General features: G+C 37.0%; 26 protein-coding genes. 1 reads left to right on the forward strand and 25 read right to left on the reverse strand.

The window, feature by feature from the left end:
* Positions 1-51: 51 nt before the first annotated feature.
* The 16 genes from rsmA to FRX54_RS04065 form a co-directional block, all read right to left on the reverse strand.
* Entirely contained in the window at positions 52-927 is an 876-nt protein-coding gene (gene rsmA, locus FRX54_RS03990; protein WP_146461299.1) for a 16S rRNA (adenine(1518)-N(6)/adenine(1519)-N(6))-dimethyltransferase RsmA, read from the reverse strand.
* A complete protein-coding gene (gene rnmV, locus FRX54_RS03995) occupies positions 924-1,502 on the reverse strand; it encodes a ribonuclease M5 (protein ID WP_146461301.1) in 579 nt (192 codons plus the stop codon). The genes rsmA and rnmV overlap by 4 nt, the downstream gene beginning before the upstream one ends.
* Positions 1,492-2,265 carry a TatD family hydrolase gene (locus FRX54_RS04000; protein WP_146461303.1) on the reverse strand — a complete coding sequence of 258 codons (774 nt, stop codon included), beginning with the start codon at positions 2,263-2,265 and terminating at the stop codon, positions 1,492-1,494. Before FRX54_RS04000 ends, rnmV begins: the two co-directional genes overlap by 11 nt.
* Positions 2,266-2,349: 84 nt before the next feature.
* The gene (locus FRX54_RS04005; protein ID WP_146461305.1) at positions 2,350-3,402 is read right to left on the reverse strand and encodes a galactofuranosyltransferase; all 1,053 of its coding nucleotides are present in this window, start codon (positions 3,400-3,402) and stop codon (positions 2,350-2,352) included.
* 61 nt (positions 3,403-3,463) lie between these two features.
* Positions 3,464-4,411 (reverse strand): glycosyltransferase, encoded by a 948-nt coding sequence (locus FRX54_RS04010; protein WP_146461307.1) that lies wholly within the window; start codon positions 4,409-4,411, stop codon positions 3,464-3,466.
* 6 nt (positions 4,412-4,417) lie between these two features.
* On the reverse strand, positions 4,418-5,326 hold the full coding sequence (locus FRX54_RS04015) for a glycosyltransferase family 2 protein (RefSeq protein WP_261379628.1): 909 nt from the start codon (positions 5,324-5,326) through the stop codon (positions 4,418-4,420).
* 12 nt (positions 5,327-5,338) lie between these two features.
* The gene (locus FRX54_RS04020) at positions 5,339-6,151 is read right to left on the reverse strand and encodes a phosphorylcholine transferase LicD (RefSeq protein ID WP_186652488.1); all 813 of its coding nucleotides are present in this window, start codon (positions 6,149-6,151) and stop codon (positions 5,339-5,341) included.
* Complete coding sequence (locus FRX54_RS04025) at positions 6,108-7,322, reverse strand: hypothetical protein (protein WP_146461313.1); 1,215 nt, start codon at positions 7,320-7,322, stop codon at positions 6,108-6,110. The genes FRX54_RS04020 and FRX54_RS04025 overlap by 44 nt, the downstream gene beginning before the upstream one ends.
* A 9-nt stretch (positions 7,323-7,331) precedes the next feature.
* Positions 7,332-8,123, reverse strand: coding sequence for a DUF4422 domain-containing protein (locus tag FRX54_RS04030; protein ID WP_146461315.1), 792 nt, complete (start codon positions 8,121-8,123; stop codon positions 7,332-7,334).
* A 4-nt stretch (positions 8,124-8,127) separates the two neighbouring features.
* A complete protein-coding gene (glf, locus tag FRX54_RS04035) occupies positions 8,128-9,240 on the reverse strand; it encodes a UDP-galactopyranose mutase (RefSeq protein ID WP_146461317.1) in 1,113 nt (370 codons plus the stop codon).
* Between the two features lie 11 nt (positions 9,241-9,251).
* Complete coding sequence (locus tag FRX54_RS04040) at positions 9,252-10,712, reverse strand: flippase (RefSeq protein WP_146461319.1); 1,461 nt, start codon at positions 10,710-10,712, stop codon at positions 9,252-9,254.
* An 18-nt stretch (positions 10,713-10,730) separates the two neighbouring features.
* Entirely contained in the window at positions 10,731-11,369 is a 639-nt protein-coding gene (locus FRX54_RS04045; protein ID WP_146461321.1) for a sugar transferase, read from the reverse strand.
* A gap of 25 nt (positions 11,370-11,394) precedes the next feature.
* Positions 11,395-12,129: a tyrosine-protein kinase gene (locus FRX54_RS04050; RefSeq protein WP_146461323.1), complete on the reverse strand. Its 735-nt coding sequence runs from the start codon at positions 12,127-12,129 to the stop codon at positions 11,395-11,397.
* Positions 12,130-12,140: 11 nt separating this feature from the next.
* Complete coding sequence (locus tag FRX54_RS04055) at positions 12,141-12,833, reverse strand: Wzz/FepE/Etk N-terminal domain-containing protein (RefSeq protein ID WP_146461325.1); 693 nt, start codon at positions 12,831-12,833, stop codon at positions 12,141-12,143.
* Between the two features lie 8 nt (positions 12,834-12,841).
* Entirely contained in the window at positions 12,842-13,573 is a 732-nt protein-coding gene (gene cps4B, locus FRX54_RS04060) for a capsular polysaccharide biosynthesis protein Cps4B (RefSeq protein WP_146461328.1), read from the reverse strand.
* Complete coding sequence (locus FRX54_RS04065) at positions 13,574-15,031, reverse strand: LCP family protein (protein ID WP_146461331.1); 1,458 nt, start codon at positions 15,029-15,031, stop codon at positions 13,574-13,576.
* Between the two features lie 102 nt (positions 15,032-15,133).
* On the opposite strand from FRX54_RS04065, the gene FRX54_RS04070 reads away from it, so the two are divergent.
* Positions 15,134-16,042, forward strand: a complete 909-nt coding sequence (locus FRX54_RS04070) for a LysR family transcriptional regulator (protein ID WP_146461333.1) — start codon at positions 15,134-15,136, stop codon at positions 16,040-16,042.
* Between the two features lie 46 nt (positions 16,043-16,088).
* Here the strand turns inward: FRX54_RS04070 and rpmH are convergent, their stop codons facing one another.
* The 9 genes from rpmH to FRX54_RS04115 all read right to left on the reverse strand — a co-directional run bounded on the left by rpmH (position 16,089) and on the right by FRX54_RS04115 (position 21,746).
* Positions 16,089-16,223, reverse strand: coding sequence for a 50S ribosomal protein L34 (gene rpmH, locus FRX54_RS04075; RefSeq protein ID WP_000831903.1), 135 nt, complete (start codon positions 16,221-16,223; stop codon positions 16,089-16,091).
* Between the two features lie 92 nt (positions 16,224-16,315).
* Positions 16,316-16,702, reverse strand: a complete 387-nt coding sequence (locus tag FRX54_RS04080) for a DUF3021 domain-containing protein (protein ID WP_146461335.1) — start codon at positions 16,700-16,702, stop codon at positions 16,316-16,318.
* Positions 16,699-17,148: a LytTR family DNA-binding domain-containing protein gene (locus tag FRX54_RS04085; protein ID WP_146461337.1), complete on the reverse strand. Its 450-nt coding sequence runs from the start codon at positions 17,146-17,148 to the stop codon at positions 16,699-16,701. Before FRX54_RS04085 ends, FRX54_RS04080 begins: the two co-directional genes overlap by 4 nt.
* Before the next feature lie 139 nt (positions 17,149-17,287).
* Positions 17,288-18,274: an RNA-binding cell elongation regulator Jag/EloR gene (gene jag, locus FRX54_RS04090; RefSeq protein ID WP_146461339.1), complete on the reverse strand. Its 987-nt coding sequence runs from the start codon at positions 18,272-18,274 to the stop codon at positions 17,288-17,290.
* A 10-nt stretch (positions 18,275-18,284) separates the two neighbouring features.
* Positions 18,285-19,100, reverse strand: a complete 816-nt coding sequence (locus FRX54_RS04095) for a YidC/Oxa1 family membrane protein insertase (protein ID WP_146461342.1) — start codon at positions 19,098-19,100, stop codon at positions 18,285-18,287.
* Entirely contained in the window at positions 19,078-19,443 is a 366-nt protein-coding gene (gene rnpA / locus FRX54_RS04100; protein WP_146461345.1) for a ribonuclease P protein component, read from the reverse strand. Before rnpA ends, FRX54_RS04095 begins: the two co-directional genes overlap by 23 nt.
* 153 nt (positions 19,444-19,596) lie before the next feature.
* Positions 19,597-20,343 (reverse strand): 16S rRNA (uracil(1498)-N(3))-methyltransferase, encoded by a 747-nt coding sequence (locus FRX54_RS04105; protein WP_146461348.1) that lies wholly within the window; start codon positions 20,341-20,343, stop codon positions 19,597-19,599.
* Entirely contained in the window at positions 20,343-21,281 is a 939-nt protein-coding gene (prmA, locus tag FRX54_RS04110) for a 50S ribosomal protein L11 methyltransferase (RefSeq protein ID WP_146461351.1), read from the reverse strand. Before prmA ends, FRX54_RS04105 begins: the two co-directional genes overlap by 1 nt.
* A 27-nt stretch (positions 21,282-21,308) precedes the next feature.
* Positions 21,309-21,746 (reverse strand): DUF3013 family protein, encoded by a 438-nt coding sequence (locus FRX54_RS04115; protein ID WP_146461353.1) that lies wholly within the window; start codon positions 21,744-21,746, stop codon positions 21,309-21,311.
* Positions 21,747-21,748: the final 2 nt, after the last annotated feature.

The following is a 21,748-nucleotide window of genomic DNA, read 5'->3' on the forward strand; positions in this document are numbered from 1 at the left end:
TCAACAAAAGATAAATAAAATACCTCATCCTTTTGGACAAGGTATGCTTCATCAATCATGAAATTGTTCCCATAAACAATCGGATAACTGGGCAAAGTTCTCAATCGCCAAGGCTTCACCTCGTAAATTTGGGGCTAGTTGGACTTGTTCAAGAGCTTTCTCCAATTTTACTTTGACATCGTCTGATTTTCCAAAATGATTTGTCAAATTATTCCAGAGGGTCTTACGTCTATGAACAAATGAAGCTTTAGCCACACGGAAGAAGAAATCTTCGTCCTTAACTGCGACTAAGGGCTCTTTGCGACGAACCATTTTCAAAATGGCAGAATCAACATTTGGAGCAGGCACAAAGACTGTACGCGGCACAATAAAGGCGACCTTGGCAGTCATGTAATACTGAACAGCAATAGACAAGCTACCGTAAGCCTTAGTTTTAGGTTGAGCAGAGATGCGGTCTGCCACTTCCTTTTGCATCATCACCACAAACTCACTAAATGGAATTTTGCTCTCAATCAAATGCATGAGAATAGGAGTGGTGATATAATAGGGTAAATTAGCAACTATTTTTATAGGCAAATCAGGATTTTTGAAACCCTGGATTCGCTTATGCAAATCAGCCTGCAAAATATCCTCATTGATAACCTGAACATTATCAAAATCAGCCAGTGTTTCAGCTAAAATCGGAATTAAACGGTCATCAATTTCAAAGGCCATGACTTCGGCTGCCTGTTCTGCCAAAAACTCGGTCAAAGCCCCAATACCAGGGCCAATTTCAATGACATTGACGGTCTTATCAATCTCTGCTGTTGCGACAATCTTCTGTAAAATATTAGTATCAGTCAAGAAATTTTGACCAAAGGACTTCTTAAATGTAAACCCATGACGTTCTAAAACCGCCTTGGTCACTGAATAATCTGCTATTCTCATTTCTTTTCCCTTTCATAATCTTTCATACACTTTTCAATCTCTTGCAAATTCATATCAAAAAGCTCCAAGCGTTTCAATAGTTGTTTCCCATTGCAGTAGCCAATCCGAAGATTTTTACCCAGATATTCTCGACGTTGACGACTATCTGCACTCAGCAACAAACCTAGACGAATCAAATCTGCCTGACTAATATCAAATGAGCGTGTTTTTTGACCTTGGCCACGCAAGCCATTAAGGGCTTTTTCTAAATCTATAAAACTAGCATGTTCAACACCCAAAGACCGCCCCTTACTTTTAGATTCTGGCACAGCTTCATCTGGGTTGACAAAAGCATGTTTGACCGTTGGAATCGCTTGAGTAATCATCCGTCGAATCCGTTCCCCTTGATAATCTGGATCAGTCAAGACAATCACGCCACGATGCTCATGCAATTTTTTAATCCGTTCAATATCCTCAACATTGATGGCTGAGCCTCGTGTTTCATAGGTATCAACATTATAAAATCGTTTCAAATTGACCGTGTCATCTCTGCCTTCAACCACAATAACTTCTTGAATTTTTATCTTATTTGTCAAGTTTAAACACCCTCATAGCATTTTCATAAGTTGCAGTTGCTACTTCTTCAACACTCAAACCACGAAGCTCTGCTATTTTTTCAACAACATAACGTGTATAGGCCGTTTTATTTTCACGACCACGTTTAGGCACAGGGGCAAGGTAAGGAGCATCCGTTTCAACTAATATCTTGTCTAAGGGTAAATATGTCGCTGCTTCCTGAACGTCTGTTGCCTTTTTGAAGGTCACCACTCCTGAAAATGAAATCATCATACCAAGCTCAAGGAACTGCTCTGCCATTTCTAAAGAACCCGAATAAGAATGCATAATGCCGCCTGCTGCCCCAACACCAACTTCTGCTATGGCTGAATAAGTGTCTGCCATAGCATCACGTGTATGAACAACAAAAGGCAACTGGTATTGCTTTGCTAACTCTATCTGACGCTGGAAAACATCTACTTGCTTTTCCTTTGAGGCAGTCATCCAGTAATAATCCAAGCCAATCTCACCCAGAGCTACCACTTTTTTATGAGTTAAGTGCTGACTGATAAAATCTTCCACAGCTAAATCATAAGAAGCAGCTTCTGTCGGGTGCCAACCAATGGTGGCATAAATCTCATCATACTTTTTGGCCAACATCAAACTTCGCTCAATGGTAGGACGGTCAAAACCAACCACATTCATCTTGGTGACACTAAACTCCTTAGCTAGTAGGATTTCTTCTGCCTCTTTACCAAAAAATGCCTCCACATTCAAGTGAGTATGCGTATCAAAAATATTCATTTACTTACTTTCTATCTCTCTATCTTGTTCCATTATATCATAGACCGAGCAATAATAAAAACTCGTTCATTAACGAGTTTTCTCTTATTGACAAGCATCCAAGGCTTTATTCGTGTAATAACCGCTGCGTACTTTATCTGATAAATCATTTACATTTTTTAACATGATTTCATACTCTTGTATAGAAATATTCTCTAAAACTTTTGGTAAATCCTTTAAACTACTAATGACAATACCAACATTATTATCTAAAACAAATCTAGCAACTGCTGCTTGATCCCAAACAATAATTGGTAACTTAGCAGCCAAATAAAGAGAGGTTTTATGTGGATTATTAAAACGTAAATATTGTCCTGTATTTCCTGTACATTCTTCAAGTGAAGTACCATCCCAAACAATACCAAAATTCGCATCAAGATGATTAATTAATTCATCTGGTAGAAATGCTCCTTTGTAACGTTTATCCGATAGATCTCCTTCAAAATGAACGCCATATAAAGATAAGTCTAAATCCATATCCAACAGTTGATAGACGTAAGCACTTTTAGCTGACTCCAAATTACCTGCTACTAATACAGAATAAGAAGACTGTGATTGAGCAACACGACGATCAGGAATTTCTGGACAAAGATAATCAAAAATTTCCAGATTTACAATTTTATCTTTTACAATACCTATTTCTAACAAATAATTTGTCATAAATTGATTGTGACTAATCACAAAGTCACAATTAGACAAAATACCTTGATCAGCGATTACAGAGGTACTAGATTTCATTAAATGGAAGTCTCCTCCTGTACTACGTAAACTTTCCAAATCATGAATGAGAGCAATAAAAGTTACCTTTTTCCACTTTTTAATTAATCTAATGAAAAAATAAGCATACCGAACCCCATAAATCGGATGTTGCCAAACGATGCGATCACCCTTTTTAACCTTGAATAATGTTCTAATCCAAAAAGAAACACAAACTGTGAGTAGCCATAACTGAATACTGAATTTTCCTTTTTTAGAGGTCAAAATCGGCAAAGTTAATGTTTCCATGCCTCTTTGTTTACAAATCGTAACAACATCATCTGGTGCTTTCGCTCCAGCATGCTGTTGTCCCTTATTTCTTGTTTCAATAACATAATCCATAACAGCTCTTATGACTCCAGTTTTTAATAAAAAATATCACATTAAAATTCAAATCAATCGTCTAACGAATGACTAGCCTTAATAGTCTTTTATTAAGGCTAAAAAACAAATAAGACAAATAATATTTCAAACCAACCTGATAACCCCGGCGAAGAAATAATCCTTGTTCTCTACTCAATTCTTCTAATAGTTTTGGTTCCCATTGAACAATATCTTGGTTTGAACCTGTGCGATAAAGTTGCCCTATCAACCATAATAAACTTCTAGTATAGTCCAAAGCTATTAGTTCTTGTTGTTCTTTTGACATAGGATATTGACGCATATAAGAAAACGTTTTTAAAACACTCATCTTATCATCTTGCCAACCCTTATTCATCACACTTTTTGGATGAATGACATAATGATATAATTGTTCCTTTGTATAGGCAACTTTTTTTACAAAAGAACAGTAGTGAACATTAAATTCTAAATCTTCCATTACTGTCAAATCTGATTTGAAAAAAATCTGCTGTTGCTTAATCAAATCCAACCGATAGAGCTTGTTACAAGAATAGCCTTTAACCATAGGGTCTCTAAAAATCTTATGAAAGTATTGTTCTTTAGATAAAAATTCCAAGCCACCATCCAGATTTATGGATTCTTCATTAGTTTTTTGCACACCAACAACCGATAACTGACAGTCTTCTATCAAATATGGTTGATAAAGAAGTTCTAAAAATCTTGTATCAACTAGATCATCAGGATCAACAAACGAAACATACGTACCTTGAGCTAATTCCATGCCTCTATTTCGTGTAAAAGAAACACCTTGATTATGATGACTAACAATAGTCAGTTTTAGCTGCGGATGTTGTTTTTGATAAGTTTTTAATACATCTAACGTGTCATCTTTAGAACCATCATTAACACAGATTATTTCAAAATCTTGATAAGTTTGATTAAGCAAGCTATCTAAACAAGAACTCACCGTTTCTTCACAATTATAACAAGGGATAACAACACTAATCATCTTACTTTATTTCTTTTCTTCAAGATATTCAATCGGTGGGTTGAAAGTCAAGCCGGCAAAAACACCTTTCCAAACAATAGCAAACTTTTTGAAACGATAATGTTTAGAGCCAAATAACAGTAACAAAGACAATACAACTTGTTTAGCTAGGTAACTAACAGAGCTAAGAAAACCGTTCTGCTTATTTACATAAAATTTATTTCGAACATTATAAAAATAACGATCCACACGATCTGAATTCTCATTCATAAAAATCCGCCAACCTGTGCTAGCATTGACTTGCATTTTATGTGTAATTTGACTTGACTGGACAAGATAACAAGGTAAATGCTTTGCAATCCGTAAAGAATACTCCGTATCGTCCACCCAGATGAAAAATTCTTTAATTGGTAAACCATAAGCCATTACTGTTTCTTTTTTAATAAAGAAAGAAACAAAAGTTGCTCTCTCAATTTTTACCAAACCATTATAAACTTCAATTCCCTCATACCAGTCTTTTGTTACATCTTGTAAGTTCATCTGACACGGTTTTCCATCCGTAAATCTAGCAAAACTACTCAAATAGCCAAAATGATTATCTAGGGCATTTGCAGCATTCATAAATTCTTGTAATGTATCTGGATGAGCAATCGTATCATCATCCATCAACCAAAAATAATCATAATCACGACTTGCTCCCTCTTTTAAGGCAAAGTTGAATCCTCCGGCACCACCTAAATTTTCACCGGTATTAATATAACCAATCTGCCCTGACATAACAAAAGGACTGAGAACTTCTTGCGTTCCATCTGTGCTTGCATTATCAATTACTAAAATATCACAGGCTAATTCCTGTTTCAATAAAGCATCTACACATTCTAATAACAAATCCTTACGATTGTAAGTTACCACTAGGGCTAATACCTTATTCTTCAATTCAATATTCCTTTATTTAATTTTATAATATTCAATGATGTGAGCTGGAACTTGTTTCTCTTTTGGAGGATACTTGACTAGATTGCCATACTGCTTCGCAAGGTAACCTTCAATATCTCTTGGTGCTAGATAATAATTATCGCCAAACTTCACCCGCTGTAGTGGAAAAATTTGAGATTTTTTCAAAAAATAGTGTTTGTTGTCTTTTGTTGTACATCGATAATCCAAACGCATGTATTTATCTGTTTCACTAACACGAGTTAATTGCTCCAAGCGCTTTCTATTCCATGCTTCAAATGGAAAAATATGAAACAACTCATAAAATTGACGGCATCTTAGTTGAAGATTAACGTCTTTTTTGTGACTTGCAGGTGCCTCTTCATATGAAGAATAAGATGTATCATCATAAACAAAAATATCAATAAACAAACCTTGATACTCATTAGAAGCAGATGACCAAAAACGACCATCATTTAAATAACTTGTCTTATCTCTTAATTTATGAAATTTTACACTATTAAAATACTTATCTTGACCATACGTTTGCAAGACCATATCATCCCAAGTTGGTACTAACTGCTCTAGTTTTTCCCAGCTTGATCTAGTCATAGCTAAATCTAAGTCATCATCCCAAGGAATAATACCTTGATGAAAATAAGCACCAATCAAAGAGCCACCTTCCAGCCAATAGTCTATATCATGATCCCTACAAAATTTATCAAACTCTCTTAACATTCGATAATGAATTTGATTGATCTCGTCTTTTTTCTCCCAAAACAAATCAACTTTGACGCGAGATTGGATTAGCTGTTGGCGATATCGCAATAACTTCTCTATCATAATCACTTAAACCTTTCTTTATCATCCATTTAGTTTTTAACTTATCAAAATTAGCAAAAACTAAAATCGAAAAGATATTATAAACAGGTTCTTGCCAATGGTGAGCAACCATACTATTAATACCAATCATCGCAAAGACTGCTAGAAAGAGATAATCTTTTTTTCTTGAACGATTTAAGATAAAAAAGACCATCAACAAAACATAGCACGCTAAAAATACCAAACCATAAAGTAATAAAATCTTCAAATAAGAGCTGTCAACAAAGTTGTAACTTCTAGAAGCTCTCAAAGTCCCACCATTACCAATAAATAAAATATTTTGACCAAACAACTTGACACCATAAGTACGTAAAGCTGTTTGTCCTAAAGCTAAACGGCCAGAAAGCAAACGATTAATTGCATGATAAAATGAATAACCATAACGATAATTAATTGTTAACCAATAAGAAATCAACGGATATGCAATCATTAATATCCAAGATGTCAAACCTAACCATTGATTAATCCATACTTTTTGATGCCATACCAAGAAGTACAATATAGATAAAACCATTATCGTAGCAGCATCCAAACGAGCATCTGAGAAACGATAAACAAACCATGCCAGAAAAACACCTAAACTTGTCAACCAATAGACATGTTTATATCTACCATATAGATAAATTATCGTCGTATAAAGAAAGAATATGTGAGCCGCAAAATCTGTCGGATAAATAATCCCAAACGAATTTCGTACAATTCCAGAACGTGGACGAATATATCTTAAATTTTCAATAATACCTACTTGAGAGGCTAAAAAGGCAATAATTGTTAGACCACCAACAATCACTAAATAAATTTTCATGATTTTGCTAACATCTACTTTATAAGCACCTGCTAACAAAATAGCTGATTCTACAACCGTAAATTGTCCTGTTTGTCGCCAAATAACCACTCCTAAAATTGTAAAAAATCCTATCGTTGATAAATAAGGCAAGCTCAATTGACCTTTAACAAAAATACTAACAACAGCAAAAAAGAGACTAACCATTACAATATCTGAAGTAATGGCAGGAATACTAAACATTGTTGTTCTTAACATTGAAACGATTAGATAAGGAATCAATGCCATAAAATAAATAAATTCATGTAATTGTATTTTTAACTTGTTATCCATAGTCTCCTCTTAGAAACTTTGTCCATATTTTTTACCTAGAAATTTGGCTTGCAAAAACGACTTCCCTTTATGAACAAGATTAACTTTTTCCATATACATAAACGGTACTTCCTTGATAACCAAGGCTTCTTTTGCCAACCAGACGTTAAACAGACGTTCACTCACACGACCAAACAAACGTGCATCAAAGGCAGAATAACCTGTAATATCCAAACGTGCATACAACTCGTCAATGATTGGGAACAACCACTCGCAATAGCGATTGACCAACTCTTTTGACATGATAAACATGTTAAACATATAGCCACTACGTTGTTTCATGACACGGTCAAAAGTAGCAAGATCTGCAGGGAACAACTCCTTCAAAATCTCTCTTGTTACATCCAAGTGCTCGGCTCCGTGCGTGTGTGCATAGTGTGAGTATAAGGTTTCAATATAATAGTGTCGTTTCTTTGGTAAAATGACATCTGCTTGACGTAATAGATTTTCAATATCTGCTTGTGACAAAATGACATCATCAATTTGAATTGATTCTTGGTAGGCTTGGCTTTTTTTTGTCAAATAACGACGATAATGAGCCAAACCTAGATAGTCACAATCCATATTTTTCCATGCCCAATAAAGTCCTGTCAACTCACAATAATAGGGATTTAGGTGTGAAATGTGCTGCCCTGTGTCATCACCTGTATAACCCAAATCTTCCTTACCTTGATGACCAACATGTACTGGAACGTAGAGATTTTGATCAGCAGGCATTTGAAAACGTTTGTGAGTAGCGACAATAATCTTTATGTTTTTCAACTCTCTAATCCTTTAATTCAGAACGCACACATTGAAGAGCTGCCGCAATAACTTGGTGCATATCGTAATAACGATAATGACCTAAGCGTCCACCAAAGATGACATTTTCTTGTTTTGCTGCCAAATCTTTGTAGGCTTTGTAAAGGTGGTTGTTGCGATCATTATTAACAGGGTAATATGGCTCGTCACCTTTTGCCCATGTTTTTGAATGCTCTTTAGTAATAATCGTTTTTGGTTGTGTACCAAATTCAAAATGCTTATGCTCAATGATGCGTGTATAAGGTGTTTCACTATCAGTATAGTTTACCACAGCATTTCCTTGATAGTTTTCCATATCAAGTGTTTCTGTTTCAAAATGCAAACTACGGTATTCCAACTCACCCAACTCGTAGTCAAAGAACTCATCAATCATCCCTGTAAAGACAATCTTTGGATAATCTGCTAAGTATTGCTCTTTATTGGCGAAGAAATCAACATTAACTTCGACATCAATATTTTCATGTGCCAACATTTTTTCAACAATTTGTGTGTAACCTCCGATTGGGATACCTTGGTAAGTATCGTTGAAATAGTTATTATCATAAGTCAAACGAACTGGCAAACGACGGATGATAAAGGCTGGCAATTCAGTACAAGCCTTGCCCCATTGTTTTTCAGTATAGTCTTTAATCAACTTTTGATAGATGTCTGTTCCAACCAAAGAAATTGCTTGTTCTTCCAAGTTTTCTGGTGTTTTACCACCAAGAACTGAACGTTGCTCATCAATCTTAGCTTGCGCTTCTTCTGGTGTTACCACACCCCATAATTTATTAAAGGTATTCATGTTGAAAGGAAGATTGTAAATTTCTCCCTTGTAGTTAGCGATTGGGGTATTGGTATAACGATTAAATTCAGCAAATTGATTAACATAATCCCACAACTCCTTGTCTGACGTGTGGAAGATATGTGCACCATATTGGTGAACTTGAATACCTTCTTCCTCGCGTGTGTAGATATTTCCTGCGATGTGATCACGTTTCTCAATAACTTTAACTTTTTTACCTTTCAAAGCAGCCTCGTGAGCAAAAACTGCTCCAAAAAGACCTGCTCCAACAACTAAATAATCATATTGTGACATTCTTTTTTCCTTTAATTTCTATATTTTATTTTTCTGAGTAATGATTGGCAAACTTCTTGTATAAATGATTCGCCACTCAATAACAACAATAGACCATAGCTACCAAAAAACAATACACTTGTTAACATCAAGTTTACAAAAGGGTTTATTGATACTATTTGTCTAAATAATCCTGTCAAACTACCTGCCAAAATAGTCACAAGTACTACTTTGGTAATTGAACTCTTTCTTAATAAAGTAATAATAAGATCTTTTAAGAAATAGATTTGAACAATTACGACTGAAAACTCCGCAATACTACCGGCAAGTGCTGTCCCGCTTGCTCCCATTTGTGGAATCAATAAAACATTTAAAACAATATCGACAACAGCTCCAACAATTGTCGAATAGACAACTAAAATCTCACGATTTGTCGGAACTAATACCTGAATCCCCATTAAATTCGATAAACCAATAAAAAGAACAGTTGGCATAATAAATTGCATTGGTAGCACGGCTGGTAAAAATGATTGACCTGATAAAAATAATATACTATCTTTAGCCATCAAAATACAGTACACCATCAATGGGATTGCTATGACAAAAATAAAATTAATCGCTTTTTGCACTAACCCGTTAAATTCTTCGTGTTTGCCTTGTTCATGATAATGTGATAAGCGAGGTAATAAAACAGCTCCCAGAGATGTGACAACCCCAACTAAAATTTGCTTCAGTTTAACTGCCGCTGAATAATAACCTACAGCTTCATCATTTGCCATAAAACCTAACAAAGTTGTATCTACACTAAGATAAATTGTCGTTGATACAGATAATAAGAAAAAGGTTAAACTTGGTTTAATATGAGGTCGTATGTCTAATTTTTCTGTTGGTTTTAAACTAACAATTTTTCTTAAGTTAATAAAATTTAAGAAATTAGAACCAACCGAAGCTACTACTCCAATAGCTCCATATAAAACATAATCACCTGAACTTTTTACCAAAAACAATAATAAAAGTAGAGCGAGAAATTTAAAGATAATAGAACGAATAGTAATATAGGAATATCGTTCTAAGGCACGATATAACCAATCCACACCCAAAACATTAAATATAAGTGTTGACGATAATATTAGATATAGCGTTCTTTCTTGGTTCAATCGTTCAATTGAAATCACTGTGATTGCCAAAGCAACTACAGCAACTAACATGACAATTATGTTTAAGAGCATGATCTCTTGAACAGTTTTTTCTAGTTTTCTTTGATTATCACGGATTTTTGCACAAGCTCGTATCGCATAAGTCGGAACACCTAACATACCAATCATAGAAAAATAAGATATGATTGAACTAGCAAAAGTTACTGTTCCAACACCACTCGCTCCCAATACTCGTGAAGCATAAGGAAATGTGATTAAAGGAAAAATAAAATTGGAAATAGTTAAAATAAAATTCATAATGAAATTGACTTTAACTGATTGATACCTTTTTGTCATCGCTAATTAACCTTATAATCAATGTGCCCCATGCCCTATCAACACTTTTTTAACTGTTAATAGCATAATGGTTAAATCTAATTTTAATGAAATGTTTTCTGCATAATAAAGCTCTAATTCGCATCTTTCTGGATAATAGACCTCGCTTCGTCCTGACACTTGCCACCAGCCAGTCGCTCCTGGTTTCACAGATAATAATAATTTCTGTTGATCAAGTGAATACTCACTTAACTCATCAGCTAATATCGGACGAGGGCCAATAAAACTCATATCTCCTTTTAAGATATTAATAAATTGCGGAAACTCATCAATACTTGTTCGGCGAATGAAGGCTCCAATAGAAGTCAAACGTGGATCTTCCTCTGGTGGTAATTTATAACTATTAGCAATATATTTCTGATATAGTGCCTCATCAGCCTTTAGTAATTCTTCTGCATTTGCCACCATAGAGCGAAACTTAATAATCTTAAACGGACGACCATCCTTACCAAAGCGATCTTGCGTGAAAAAGATACTACCGTCATACTTTTTGTATTTATAAATTGCAAAAATGGCAATAAAACTAGGAAAAAGAAGACATACCGTCCCTATTAAACCAATGATAATATCAAAAAATCGTTTAATAATCTTGATATAAATCGTCTGTGAACGAGTCATAGTTTCCTCTTTCCTAACCTTACTTTTAGTTTTTTTCTTTTCTCTTACGCTTTTTCTTAGTTGGTTTAGATGATTTCCCGTACTCGCCATAACGGCCATAACCACCATATGAACCGTAGCTATCTAACGTTGGATCTACTTTGTTCAAAATAACACCTAGGAACAAGGCACCACTTTGTTCTAATTGTTCCTTAGCTTTTTGAACAAATTTACGTTTGATACTACCTGATTCTGTTACGATAATCGTAGCATCACTTTGTTTAGCAATAATAGCAGCATCAATGACCAAACCAATTGGAGGTGAGTCAATAATAACATAATCAAAGAGACTACGAACCGTATCCAACATCATCTTAAAATTAGAATTTTGCAACAAATTAGTTGGGTTAGGTGGTACTTGACCAGACGGAATAACCATCAAATTTTCCACATTCGTCTCACAAATAGCTTCTGATAGTTGGCTATTACCAGACAAATAACTAGATAAACCTGTAACACGACTAGTAGCTTTGAATGTTCCTGTCATAACAGAATTACGCGTGTCTGCATCAATCAACAACGTTTTAAAACCTGCTCGTGCAAAAGAAATTGCTAGGTTAGTTGAGGTAGTTGACTTCCCTTCATTAGGTTGTACTGAACTCAGAACAATGACTTTTAAGTTGGCAGCACTAAACTGAATGTTTGTACGAATCGAATTGTAATATTCCTCAGCCTTTTTAGCTAGTAGAGCTTTTTCTCTAACTAATTCTAATTGTGACATAACTTCTCCTCTTATAATTTATCAGTATCTGGAACAACACCTAATAACGTCATTCCTAAAACTTCGTCAATATCTTCTGGACGTTTTACACGATCATCTAAAATTTCCAACAATAGAAGCCCTGCGATAGCAATAACTCCTCCAATTAAAGCACCTAGAATAAGATTTCGCTTAATTTTAGGAGAGGACGGCTCATCATTTGGTTTAGCTACTTCAAGCGTGGTAACATCCTCCACTCGAGTAACATCTTTTATCTTCTCAGCAGCAACCTCACGAATTGAGTTTGCTAATTTACTTGCTTCTTGAGGATCTTTATCCTCTACTGAAATAGAGATCACACGCGTATCTGTTGGTATTGACACAGATAGTTTTTTAGATAATTCAGAAAATTCCAAATCTAAGCTGTTTTCTTGAATCACTGCTGACAAAACATCATTTGAGGTTATGATTTCTTTATAGTCATTAACAAGATAGTCACCAGCTTGCAAATCTTGAGTGGTAATATTATTAGTATTAGAGCTTTGATTGACCACATAAATACGTGTAGTTGAGGTGTATTCTGGAGTAATCAGAAAAAGACTAATCAACAATCCTAATGTTGCACCAATAACTGCAATTAAAGTAATTAAAAACTTATTGCCCCACAATTTTTTCAATAAATAAAAAATATCAATTTCTAAATGCTTAGAGCTTTGTGTATCCATTTTTTCTCCTATATAAACTCATTTTCTAATAATGTTTGTTGGTTATTTTCGAATAAATCTTTGGCACGCTTTGAGCCAAAATCTTTAGCAATTATCTCTCTAGCCTGTTTCATGTAGGGCTTACGCTCAGCTAGATTATGCATGTCACTGGCAATGCAATGAACTAAATTTGCTTCTAAAAAGAATCTTGCTCGTTTTTTGAACAACTTGGCTTTATCGCCAAATAGCTTTGGTTTCAAGACATGGCTTGAGTTGACCTGTGTATAGCAGCCCATGTTAATCAACTCTTTGACACGTTTTTTGTCAAATTCTAGGGCATTATAACGTTCGATATGGGCAATAATCGGTGTAATCCCTAAGAGCAAAATTTTTGTAACTGCCTTATGGATTTCTTTCCAAGGGGTTGCCATACTAAATTCGATCAAGACAAAACGTGTGCCTGCCATAGTGGGAATGGTCTGGTTCTCTAATCCTTTTTGGACATCCCCAGAGTAGTATAGCTCACCACCATATAGCAGGGTTAAATCAGGCAAGCGTTCTGACATTTCAGCTTGTAATTGTTGGAAGTTAGCCAAAATTTTATCTTCTGGCGTTTCAAACATACCCTTACGACGATGAGATGTTGCCACAATCGTTCGAACACCTTGCTGGTAACTTTCTGTAACCAAGGCAATGCTTTCTTCCAATGTTTTTGGGCCATCATCAACATCAAAAATAATATGAGAATGAATATCAATCATTTAGCGACCTTCCATAACATCTGTAATTGCTTGCTTAACAGTAGCCAGACTATTCTCGTCAATCGACATCATATATAAGCTAGCATTTGGCATAGCATATGATGGCAGTTGACCTGTTGAACCTGTTCCTGTTAAAGCTTGTGAGATAACTTCGTAGTTTGCTCCTGACTCTAGTTGGCCGTTAGCAAGTGTCATCATTGTTGACAAAGGCATATCAGTCTGAATCGAACCACTCAAGCCATTAATAATGGCAGAGAAGTTTGAAATAGAATTGATAGATGCTAACTTGCCGATGACTGCAGCAATAACTTTTTCTTGGTTCTTACCACGGTCGTTATCACCATTAGCCAATGAATAACGCTCTCTGACAAATGCCAAGGCTTGCTCAGAGTTTAGGGTCACATTTCCCACTGGGAAAGTATATTTGCTATTTGTCCAACTGGTAAATTCTTGGTCGTTATAAACTTCAATACCACCAACCTGATCAATCAAGGTCAAGAAGGACGTAAAGTTGATTCTTGCATAATAATCCAAATTAATCCCATACAGATTCTCCAGTGTCTTCATGGACGCTTCAACCCCGTATAGCCCCGCGTGAGTCAATTTATCATATTGATTATTTCCACCGTCAGGGATTTGCACATAAGAATCACGAGGGGTCGTTGTCAACAAAACTTTCTTGGTCTTTTGATTGACCGTCATGATGATATTGACATCTGAACGTGAAACCGATGAAATCGGACCATAAGTGTCAATACCACTGATATAGACATTAAAGACATCTGCATCGGTAATTTCTTTGGTTTGAGCAGCAGTTGTGACTTCTTTTTTAATATTGTAAGTGTAAATTGTTTTGAGTTTACTATCGTAATCTGCTTCTAGTAGGCTTGCATAGGCACTATTTAGAACCATTGCTTGACTTGAACCAGCCAACAAGTTATCATAAGCAACCGAGTAAGACTCGACATCTTGTACTTGCAAGGTGTGATTTTTTTCTGCTTGTACCTGATTGATGACCTTTTCAATGTTTGTTCTATCACGACCTAATGGAGCTTGGACATCTGCCACCTGAGAGATATCTGAAATATTACTATCTTTTGGAACAACCACGCTCATTTCAACTTCTGAAAACGAGGCTGTTTCATTAAGTTTTCCTGTAACATCAATAGCCGACTTGAAAAAGAATAGCGTGACGACACCAAGGAAGGTAGATACAGATAGTAAAATAGCAGTTAGGCGTGGTGCTTTTCTTAATAATACAAATAGTAAGCTAACAATAAAAATAAGGGCTAAGGCACCTGTATAAATGTTATTAACTTGACTAAAATTCAAAAATTGATATGAATACATGGTAAAAACCACAAGGACTGAAACAAGGGTATATAATAGCAACAAGGCTAAATTAACAACACCTAAACTTGTTTGCTTTTTGCGGTTCTTTCGACTTCTTTTTGCCATAGCATTCCTTTGCCTTAATTATTTCTTAAATTATCACTTCATTTTATCACAGAATATATTTTTTTTCAATTTTTATCTGCTATTTTGTGCTAAAATAGGACTATGCGTATCCAACAACTTCATTATATTATCAAAATTGTTGAAACCGGCAGTATCAATGAAGCTGCCAAGCAGCTCTTTATTACCCAGCCCAGTCTTTCTCATGCCGTTCGTGAACTCGAACAAGAAATGGGGATTGAGATTTTTATTCGCCATTCAAAAGGGATTACCCTAACCAGAGATGGCGTTGAATTTCTGTCCTATGCTAGACAGGTCGTTGAGCAGACATCTCTTTTGGAAGAACGTTATAAAAATCAAACGCCCAATCGTGAACTGTTTAGCGTTTCTTCTCAGCACTACTCCTTTGTAGTCAATGCCTTTGTGGCTTTGTTAAAAGGAATCGACATGAGCCAATACGAACTGTTTTTGCGTGAAACACGGACTTGGGAAATTATTGATGACGTGAAAAATTTTCGCTCAGAAATCGGTGTACTCTTTCTTAACAACTATAACCGTGATGTGCTAACTAAGATGTTTGAAGACAATCAACTGACCTATGCTAGTCTTTTCAAAGCCCATCCCCATATCTTTGTCAGCAAGGACAACCCTTTATCACAACGTGAGCGAGTCAGCCTTGATGAACTAGCTGACTTTCCCTACCTAAGTTATGATCAGGGCTTTCACAATTCCTTTTATTTTTCAGAGGAAATTCTCTCTCAAATGTCACATAAAAAGTCCATCGTGGTCAGTGACCGTGCCACTCTCTTTAATCTCATGGTCGGTCTAAAGGGCTATACCTTGGCGACGGGTATCATCAATAGCCAACTTAATGACCATAACATCGCATCCATCCCCTTAGATATTGACGACGAAATCGAAATCGTTTACCTGAAACATCAAAAGGCCAATCTTTCGAAAATGGGCGAAAAATTCCTAACCTATCTGATGAAAGAAGTCCCCAAAGAACAATAAACAAAGAAGAACCAGCAGACTCGAGTTACTGCTGGTTCTTTTTATCTTATGCAGATAATACTTTACGTCCTTTACGACGACGGCTTGCTAGTACGCGACGACCGTTTTTAGTTGACATGCGGTGACGGAAACCGTGTTTACGTTGACGACGAATTTTACTTGGTTGATAAGTACGTTTCACGATAGGAACCTCCTCATAGATTTTCGTATTAGTTTAGCCGGCTATTTTTGATCAGATACTAAACATACTCTATCATTCTATATTAGATAACCTTACTTGTCAAGGTTTTTCTTCAAATGCTGGTTAATCTTTTTTGAAACAACTAGATTGTAAATAAACAAAACCAACCATACAATGCCATAAATCATCACAAAACCAGGCACAAAAGATAAGATTTCTGTCATATCTAACCATTGATTTGACAAAAGCATCCCCGCAACAAGCAGGAACATACTACAAAAATGCAAGAATAAGCGATTGACAAAGTTAATATTCTTCAAATCGAAAATCAAGGCTGCCACTCCCATCAAGCCACTAAAGCCTAACACGCTAAGCACTTGATAAACTGTCGGCACAAAGCCAATGGTAACAACTTGCCATAAAAAGACGGTTGCTCCAATTCCTACTCCAATGATAAATGATTTTAATAATGTTTTCATATCCCTAAAATCCTTTCTAAATCTTTTACATAACGGCGACTAACGCTAGTTTTCAAACCACCCGTCAAATGGGCTAACAGATTACCTGAAAAACTCGCCTCTAAACTTTTGAGATGATTGATATTGATAATGGTCTGACGAGAAACTTGTACAAAATCTGTCGTAGGTAGTTTTTCCTTGAAGCGGTACAACCGTTCTCGAAAAACCAAGGTTTGATGCTCAGTTTTGATAAGCAAATCATCGCCAGATACTTCAACCAAAACTACATCAGCTACTGCAAGCATGACTATCCTATCGGCTGTTTTTATGGGAATCATCGTGGCTGTTCCATGACTAAAATCATCCAGATAAGAAACCAAGGCAGCGACTTCTTGATCGTAGGCTTGCTTACTAATCGTGACACTTAATTCATTTTGTGTGACGTCTTCCTTAAACTGCCATTTCATGGTGTTCTCCTTTCTCATTTCTTGTCTTTATCATAGCAAATAAAAGACACCTTGTGGGTAAACTTGGGCTAAGTGGCTAATATTAAATCGTCAACGGTCAAATTGTGCAGATAAAAAGAGAGGGAGCTCCTCTCTTTTCCTAGTTAATTGGGGTTACAACCACATAACGATTCGGATCGCTACCTTCTGAGTAGCTGGTTACTCCTTCTTGTTTGGAAATGGTCTTATGAACCACCTTACGCTCTTGATTGCTCATCGGATCCATCGTATAGGCCTCACCTGACTCTAAGACACGATTTGCAATCTTCTGAGTAAAATCAACCAAGGTTTCCATGCGATGCTCGACATAATCATGCACATTGATTGATACCACAAATTGACGGTCATAGCGGTCATGTAAAAAGTTTTGAGCCAGTAATTGTAGGGACTTCAAAACCTTACCATGATAACCAATCACACGACCAGCTTCTGAGGTATCAATCTGCAATTTGATACGTCGCCCTTGATGACTAACTGCAATGTCAGCCTCGACATCCATTTCATCAACAATTGTTTGCACATAATTGACAACTTGCTCTATCGCTTGATTTAATTGCTCATTAGTCGATTCAGTTAACTCTACCGCGTCTTTTTGAGGATCGTGAACTTCGACCACTGATTCTGTTACTTCTGTGACGCCTACTTGTTCACTATCTTCATGAATAACTTGCTCATCGGTTATTTCTGATTCTACCAATTGCTTGTCTTGTTCAAAATCTAAACCCAAAGTTTCCTTCAAAAGAGCCTTTGAGAAAATCTTAGATTCCGACAAATCCTCTATTGGAGCTGACTCTACCGGCAATTCGCCACGTTCTTCCAAACGTTTGATAATGCTGGTTACTTTGCGAAGCTCTCTTGTATCACCAAACGTTTGGGAAAGGTCACGTTCTTGATTTTTTGACACATTGGCAGACTGACTTGGACTAATGGACTCTATTTCCACCTGAGCAGGTTTTTTACCAAAACCCAAGAACCCCTTTTTTTCTCGAGAAACCACTTGAATACGAGCCTTCAGACGTGACAAGTTTAATTCTTTCAAGCCCTTTTCAATTGCTTCTTCAACAGTTTTTCCTGTGAATAAAACCATACTTGTCTCCTTATTTTTTACGCTTTTGTGCTTTCTTTTGTGCACGGCGAATTTTGGACGCTTTTTCTTTTTCTTCTTGGGCCAAACGTTCACGCTCAGCAATCACCTTGAAAGGATTGTTCAAGAGTAAAATTTGGAAAACTTGATAGGCATTTGACACCACCCAGTACAAGACAACTCCACTTGCCAAGCTAAAACTAATCAATAGAATCATGATTGGCATCATGTAAGTCATTGCTGTCATGACACCGTTCTTTTCTACTGCAGCCTTACTCATCAGCCAAGACGATAAAAAAGTAAAGATGGCTGCTAGAGCAGGTAGGATAAAATAGGGATCTGGTTGGGCAATCTCTGCCCAGAAAAATGTTCCTGATTTGAGAAAATCCACACGAGTCAGCGCTTGATAAAGGGCCAACAACACTGGCATCTGAACCAGTAGTGGTAATAGACTAGCGTACGGATTGACGCCGTACTCCTTATATAGAGCTTGACTGGCTTCTGCCAAATGTAGACGACTGTCTGTGTCACGACCAGAATATTTTACCTGTAACGCACGCAGTTGCGGTTGAAGTTCTTGCATTTTCTGACTCGAACGCATCTGCATATTGAACAAGGGCAGAAGAAGCGTTCTAATCAGCAAGGTAAATAGCACAATCCCCAACCAAACTTGGCCCCCAAAACCCAGTCCTTTGATGGCTTGGGCAAAGAGATAAACCAAACTATCCCACAAGCCCTTTGACTGACTGGTTACAGGTTCTTGACCACATGCTGATAGGAATAAAAGTGCTCCTAAAATCCATATGCTAAACATTAGTTTTTTCTTCATGATTATTCCCTTCCTGGTAAAGTCCTGCTAATTTTAACACATGACGCAGGTTTTGTTTGAAGTCTTGATGATTAAGTTCCTCCGCTCCTTTTCGAGCAATGACGACAAAATCATAGGCTAACAGATGAGGAGAAAACTCTTGTAATAAGTGGCGAAATTGTCGTTTAATGCCATTACGAACAACAGCATTACCTAGCTTCTTGCTAACTGATAAACCAACTCGAAAATGAGCTTGATCTTTGACCAAAAAATAGACAACAAACTTACGATTGGCCACACTTTTTCCCTGATCAAAAATCAAACTAAAGTCTTTTTCTGTTTTTACCCGATAACTTTTTCTCAAAACGCTATTCCACCTATCTAACTTACCTTTTATTATACCATAAGTGATTAAAATTCCCAAAACCTTATCAAATCAAGCCACTAAAACCACTCATGGTAAAGCTGCATTTTTCATCATATCTGTTAGAAAAGGCATGTTATTTTCTACTGCCTGTTAAGTGTTTAGCTCTAAGGCATAGCTAAGGGCACTAAGGGCATATAGGGGAGCTGTTTCTGCACGCATAATTCTAGGACCAAAGCCCACTACTTGAGCGCCAGAATCTGTAAGTAGCTCAACCTCTGCTGGCGATATGCCCCCTTCTGGCCCAAAAATAAAGAGCAATTTCTGGCCAGATGCGACTTGTTCTAGCCCCTTGACCAAATTCGATTTTTCACCCGCCTTGGCACTCTCTTCATAAGCCAAGAAAATTTGATCAAACTGGGATAATTGAGCTAAAAATTCCTGCTTGTCTGCAAAAAGTTCAACATGAGGTATGCGATTTCGCTTGCTTTGCTGGGCTGCTCCTTGAGCAATCTTAGTTAATTTCTCAACTTTTTTGTTTAATTTTTTCTTGTCCCAACGCACAACCGACCAGTCTGCCGGAAAGGCCCAAATCTGACTAGCCCCTAATTCTGTCGCCTTTTGCGTGATAAAGTCTAACTTATCTCCCTTGGGAAATCCTACGGCAATCGTGACCTCAACTGGTAGCTCAACATGATCAGACAATTCTTCTACAATCAAAAAAGTCTGACTAGCTGGATCCACTACCTTTGCCAAGCGTTTGATCCCATCTTCAAATACCAAAATGACTTGATCATCCGTTTGCAAACGCATGACCGTGAACATGTGTTTGATGGTATCCTTATCTGTTATTATCACGTTTTTCCCAGTCGGTACTCCCTTTACAAAATATTCTTGCATTAGCCACCAATCACTCCTGAAACGTTCTCTGTTTTTTTGAAAATGCAGGCATTCCACTCACCCTGAATCATATGGGTTTCTAAGAAGAAACCCGCTTCTTCAGCCTTGGTCTTAACCAAGTCCCACTTGTCTGAAATAATCCCTGACATAATCAAGTAACCTTCTGGCTTGAGCAAGCGATAAGCGTCGTCTGTCAAATTTACCAAAATATCGGCTAGGATATTGGCAACAATGACATCAGCTTCTTGCTCCACACCACGCAACAAATCGCCTGTTGCCACCTTGATATTAGCCACGGTCTGATTAAGGGCAATGTTTTCTTGTGCCACGCGCACGGCCACATCGTCCAAATCATAGGCATATATCTCCTTAGCACCCAGTAAAGAACTGGCAATAGACAAAACACCGCTTCCTGTCCCAACATCAAGCACGGTTTCACCACCACGCAAAACCTGCGACAAAGCATATAAACTCATCTTAGTGGTCGGGTGTGTTCCCGTCCCAAATGCCATGCCTGGATCTAGGCGGATAACTTTTTCATTAGCACTTACCTGATACTCTGTCCAAGACGGCACAATGGTCAAATCATGGGTAATCCGAGCCGGTTCATAGTACTTCTTCCAATTATCAGCCCAATCTTCCTCAGCCAAATCTTGCACACGAATGTTCACATCATTCATCTGTAAGATGGCCAAGCCCTGCTCGATTTGCTGACGCACTTGTATCAACTCCATCGTATCTGGATAGTATCCCGTCACCTTAATCATATCTGACTGCTCTACATCAGGATAAAGCTCACCAAAACGATCTTCCTGTCCAAGATAATCAGCCGAATCACTAATGGCAACCCCCTGACTACCTGTTTCAATTAAGAGATTACTAACCAATTCTTCCTGCTCACGCTTCACCGTGAGTTCAATTTCCTGCCATTTGTCCATATCGTTGCTCCATTTCTTCTAGTTTTCTCAATACCTCGGATAAGCATAATAGGCTGTTTCAGTCAGTTCTGCCTTACCTTTTTCAAAAGTTTCCTTGTCCCAAGTCATGACAAAATCTTCCTGCTCATCGTCCATGAGAAAGTCCATGATACCATCTAAGCCCTCATCTGCCACTTGGTTAAGGTATTGAGCAAAATAGGCTAGAAACTCTCGTGAGAAGCCTTTTTTCGCCTCAAATGGCAGAGCCACTAGGTAGTCTTCTGCGTCAAATTTGGTCTTTTCTGGATTGTAAAAAAGAACAAATTCTTCTAAGGCTACCGGTTCTTCCACATCTGCCAACCCTACTTCCAAAATAAAACTCAACTCCACTGCATGATTTTGCTTCTGCCAATCAATCGCATAATCATAGTGAAAATGCTTATCCATTTCTTCTTCCAATACTGATAAAAAACCATACTTTGCCATTG

Source organism: Streptococcus sp. sy004 (assembly GCF_007859205.1).
Lineage (GTDB): Bacteria > Bacillota > Bacilli > Lactobacillales > Streptococcaceae > Streptococcus.

Coding starts and splice junctions, on each gene's coding strand:
- glf (WP_146461317.1), bottom strand. CDS start 9,240: ATGTCACAATATGATTATTTAGTTGTTGGAGCAGGTCTTTTTGGAGCA.
- FRX54_RS04105 (WP_146461348.1), bottom strand. CDS start 20,343: ATGCAAGAATATTTTGTAAAGGGAGTACCGACTGGGAAAAACGTGATA.
- FRX54_RS04000 (WP_146461303.1), bottom strand. CDS start 2,265: ATGAATATTTTTGATACGCATACTCACTTGAATGTGGAGGCATTTTTT.
- FRX54_RS04010 (WP_146461307.1), bottom strand. CDS start 4,411: ATGATTAGTGTTGTTATCCCTTGTTATAATTGTGAAGAAACGGTGAGT.
- rsmA (WP_146461299.1), bottom strand. CDS start 927: ATGAGAATAGCAGATTATTCAGTGACCAAGGCGGTTTTAGAACGTCAT.
- FRX54_RS04005 (WP_146461305.1), bottom strand. CDS start 3,402: ATGGATTATGTTATTGAAACAAGAAATAAGGGACAACAGCATGCTGGA.
- cps4B (WP_146461328.1), bottom strand. CDS start 13,573: ATGATTGATATTCATTCTCATATTATTTTTGATGTTGATGATGGCCCA.
- FRX54_RS04025 (WP_146461313.1), bottom strand. CDS start 7,322: ATGGATAACAAGTTAAAAATACAATTACATGAATTTATTTATTTTATG.
- FRX54_RS04080 (WP_146461335.1), bottom strand. CDS start 16,702: ATGAAAACATTATTAAAATCATTTATCATTGGAGTAGGAATTGGAGCA.
- FRX54_RS04065 (WP_146461331.1), bottom strand. CDS start 15,031: ATGGCAAAAAGAAGTCGAAAGAACCGCAAAAAGCAAACAAGTTTAGGT.
- FRX54_RS04040 (WP_146461319.1), bottom strand. CDS start 10,712: ATGACAAAAAGGTATCAATCAGTTAAAGTCAATTTCATTATGAATTTT.
- FRX54_RS04050 (WP_146461323.1), bottom strand. CDS start 12,129: ATGTCACAATTAGAATTAGTTAGAGAAAAAGCTCTACTAGCTAAAAAG.
- FRX54_RS04095 (WP_146461342.1), bottom strand. CDS start 19,100: ATGAAGAAAAAACTAATGTTTAGCATATGGATTTTAGGAGCACTTTTA.
- FRX54_RS04055 (WP_146461325.1), bottom strand. CDS start 12,833: ATGGATACACAAAGCTCTAAGCATTTAGAAATTGATATTTTTTATTTA.
- prmA (WP_146461351.1), bottom strand. CDS start 21,281: ATGGACAAATGGCAGGAAATTGAACTCACGGTGAAGCGTGAGCAGGAA.
- FRX54_RS04115 (WP_146461353.1), bottom strand. CDS start 21,746: ATGGCAAAGTATGGTTTTTTATCAGTATTGGAAGAAGAAATGGATAAG.
- FRX54_RS04045 (WP_146461321.1), bottom strand. CDS start 11,369: ATGACTCGTTCACAGACGATTTATATCAAGATTATTAAACGATTTTTT.
- FRX54_RS04070 (WP_146461333.1), top strand. CDS start 15,134: ATGCGTATCCAACAACTTCATTATATTATCAAAATTGTTGAAACCGGC.
- jag (WP_146461339.1), bottom strand. CDS start 18,274: ATGGTTTTATTCACAGGAAAAACTGTTGAAGAAGCAATTGAAAAGGGC.
- FRX54_RS04085 (WP_146461337.1), bottom strand. CDS start 17,148: ATGAAATGGCAGTTTAAGGAAGACGTCACACAAAATGAATTAAGTGTC.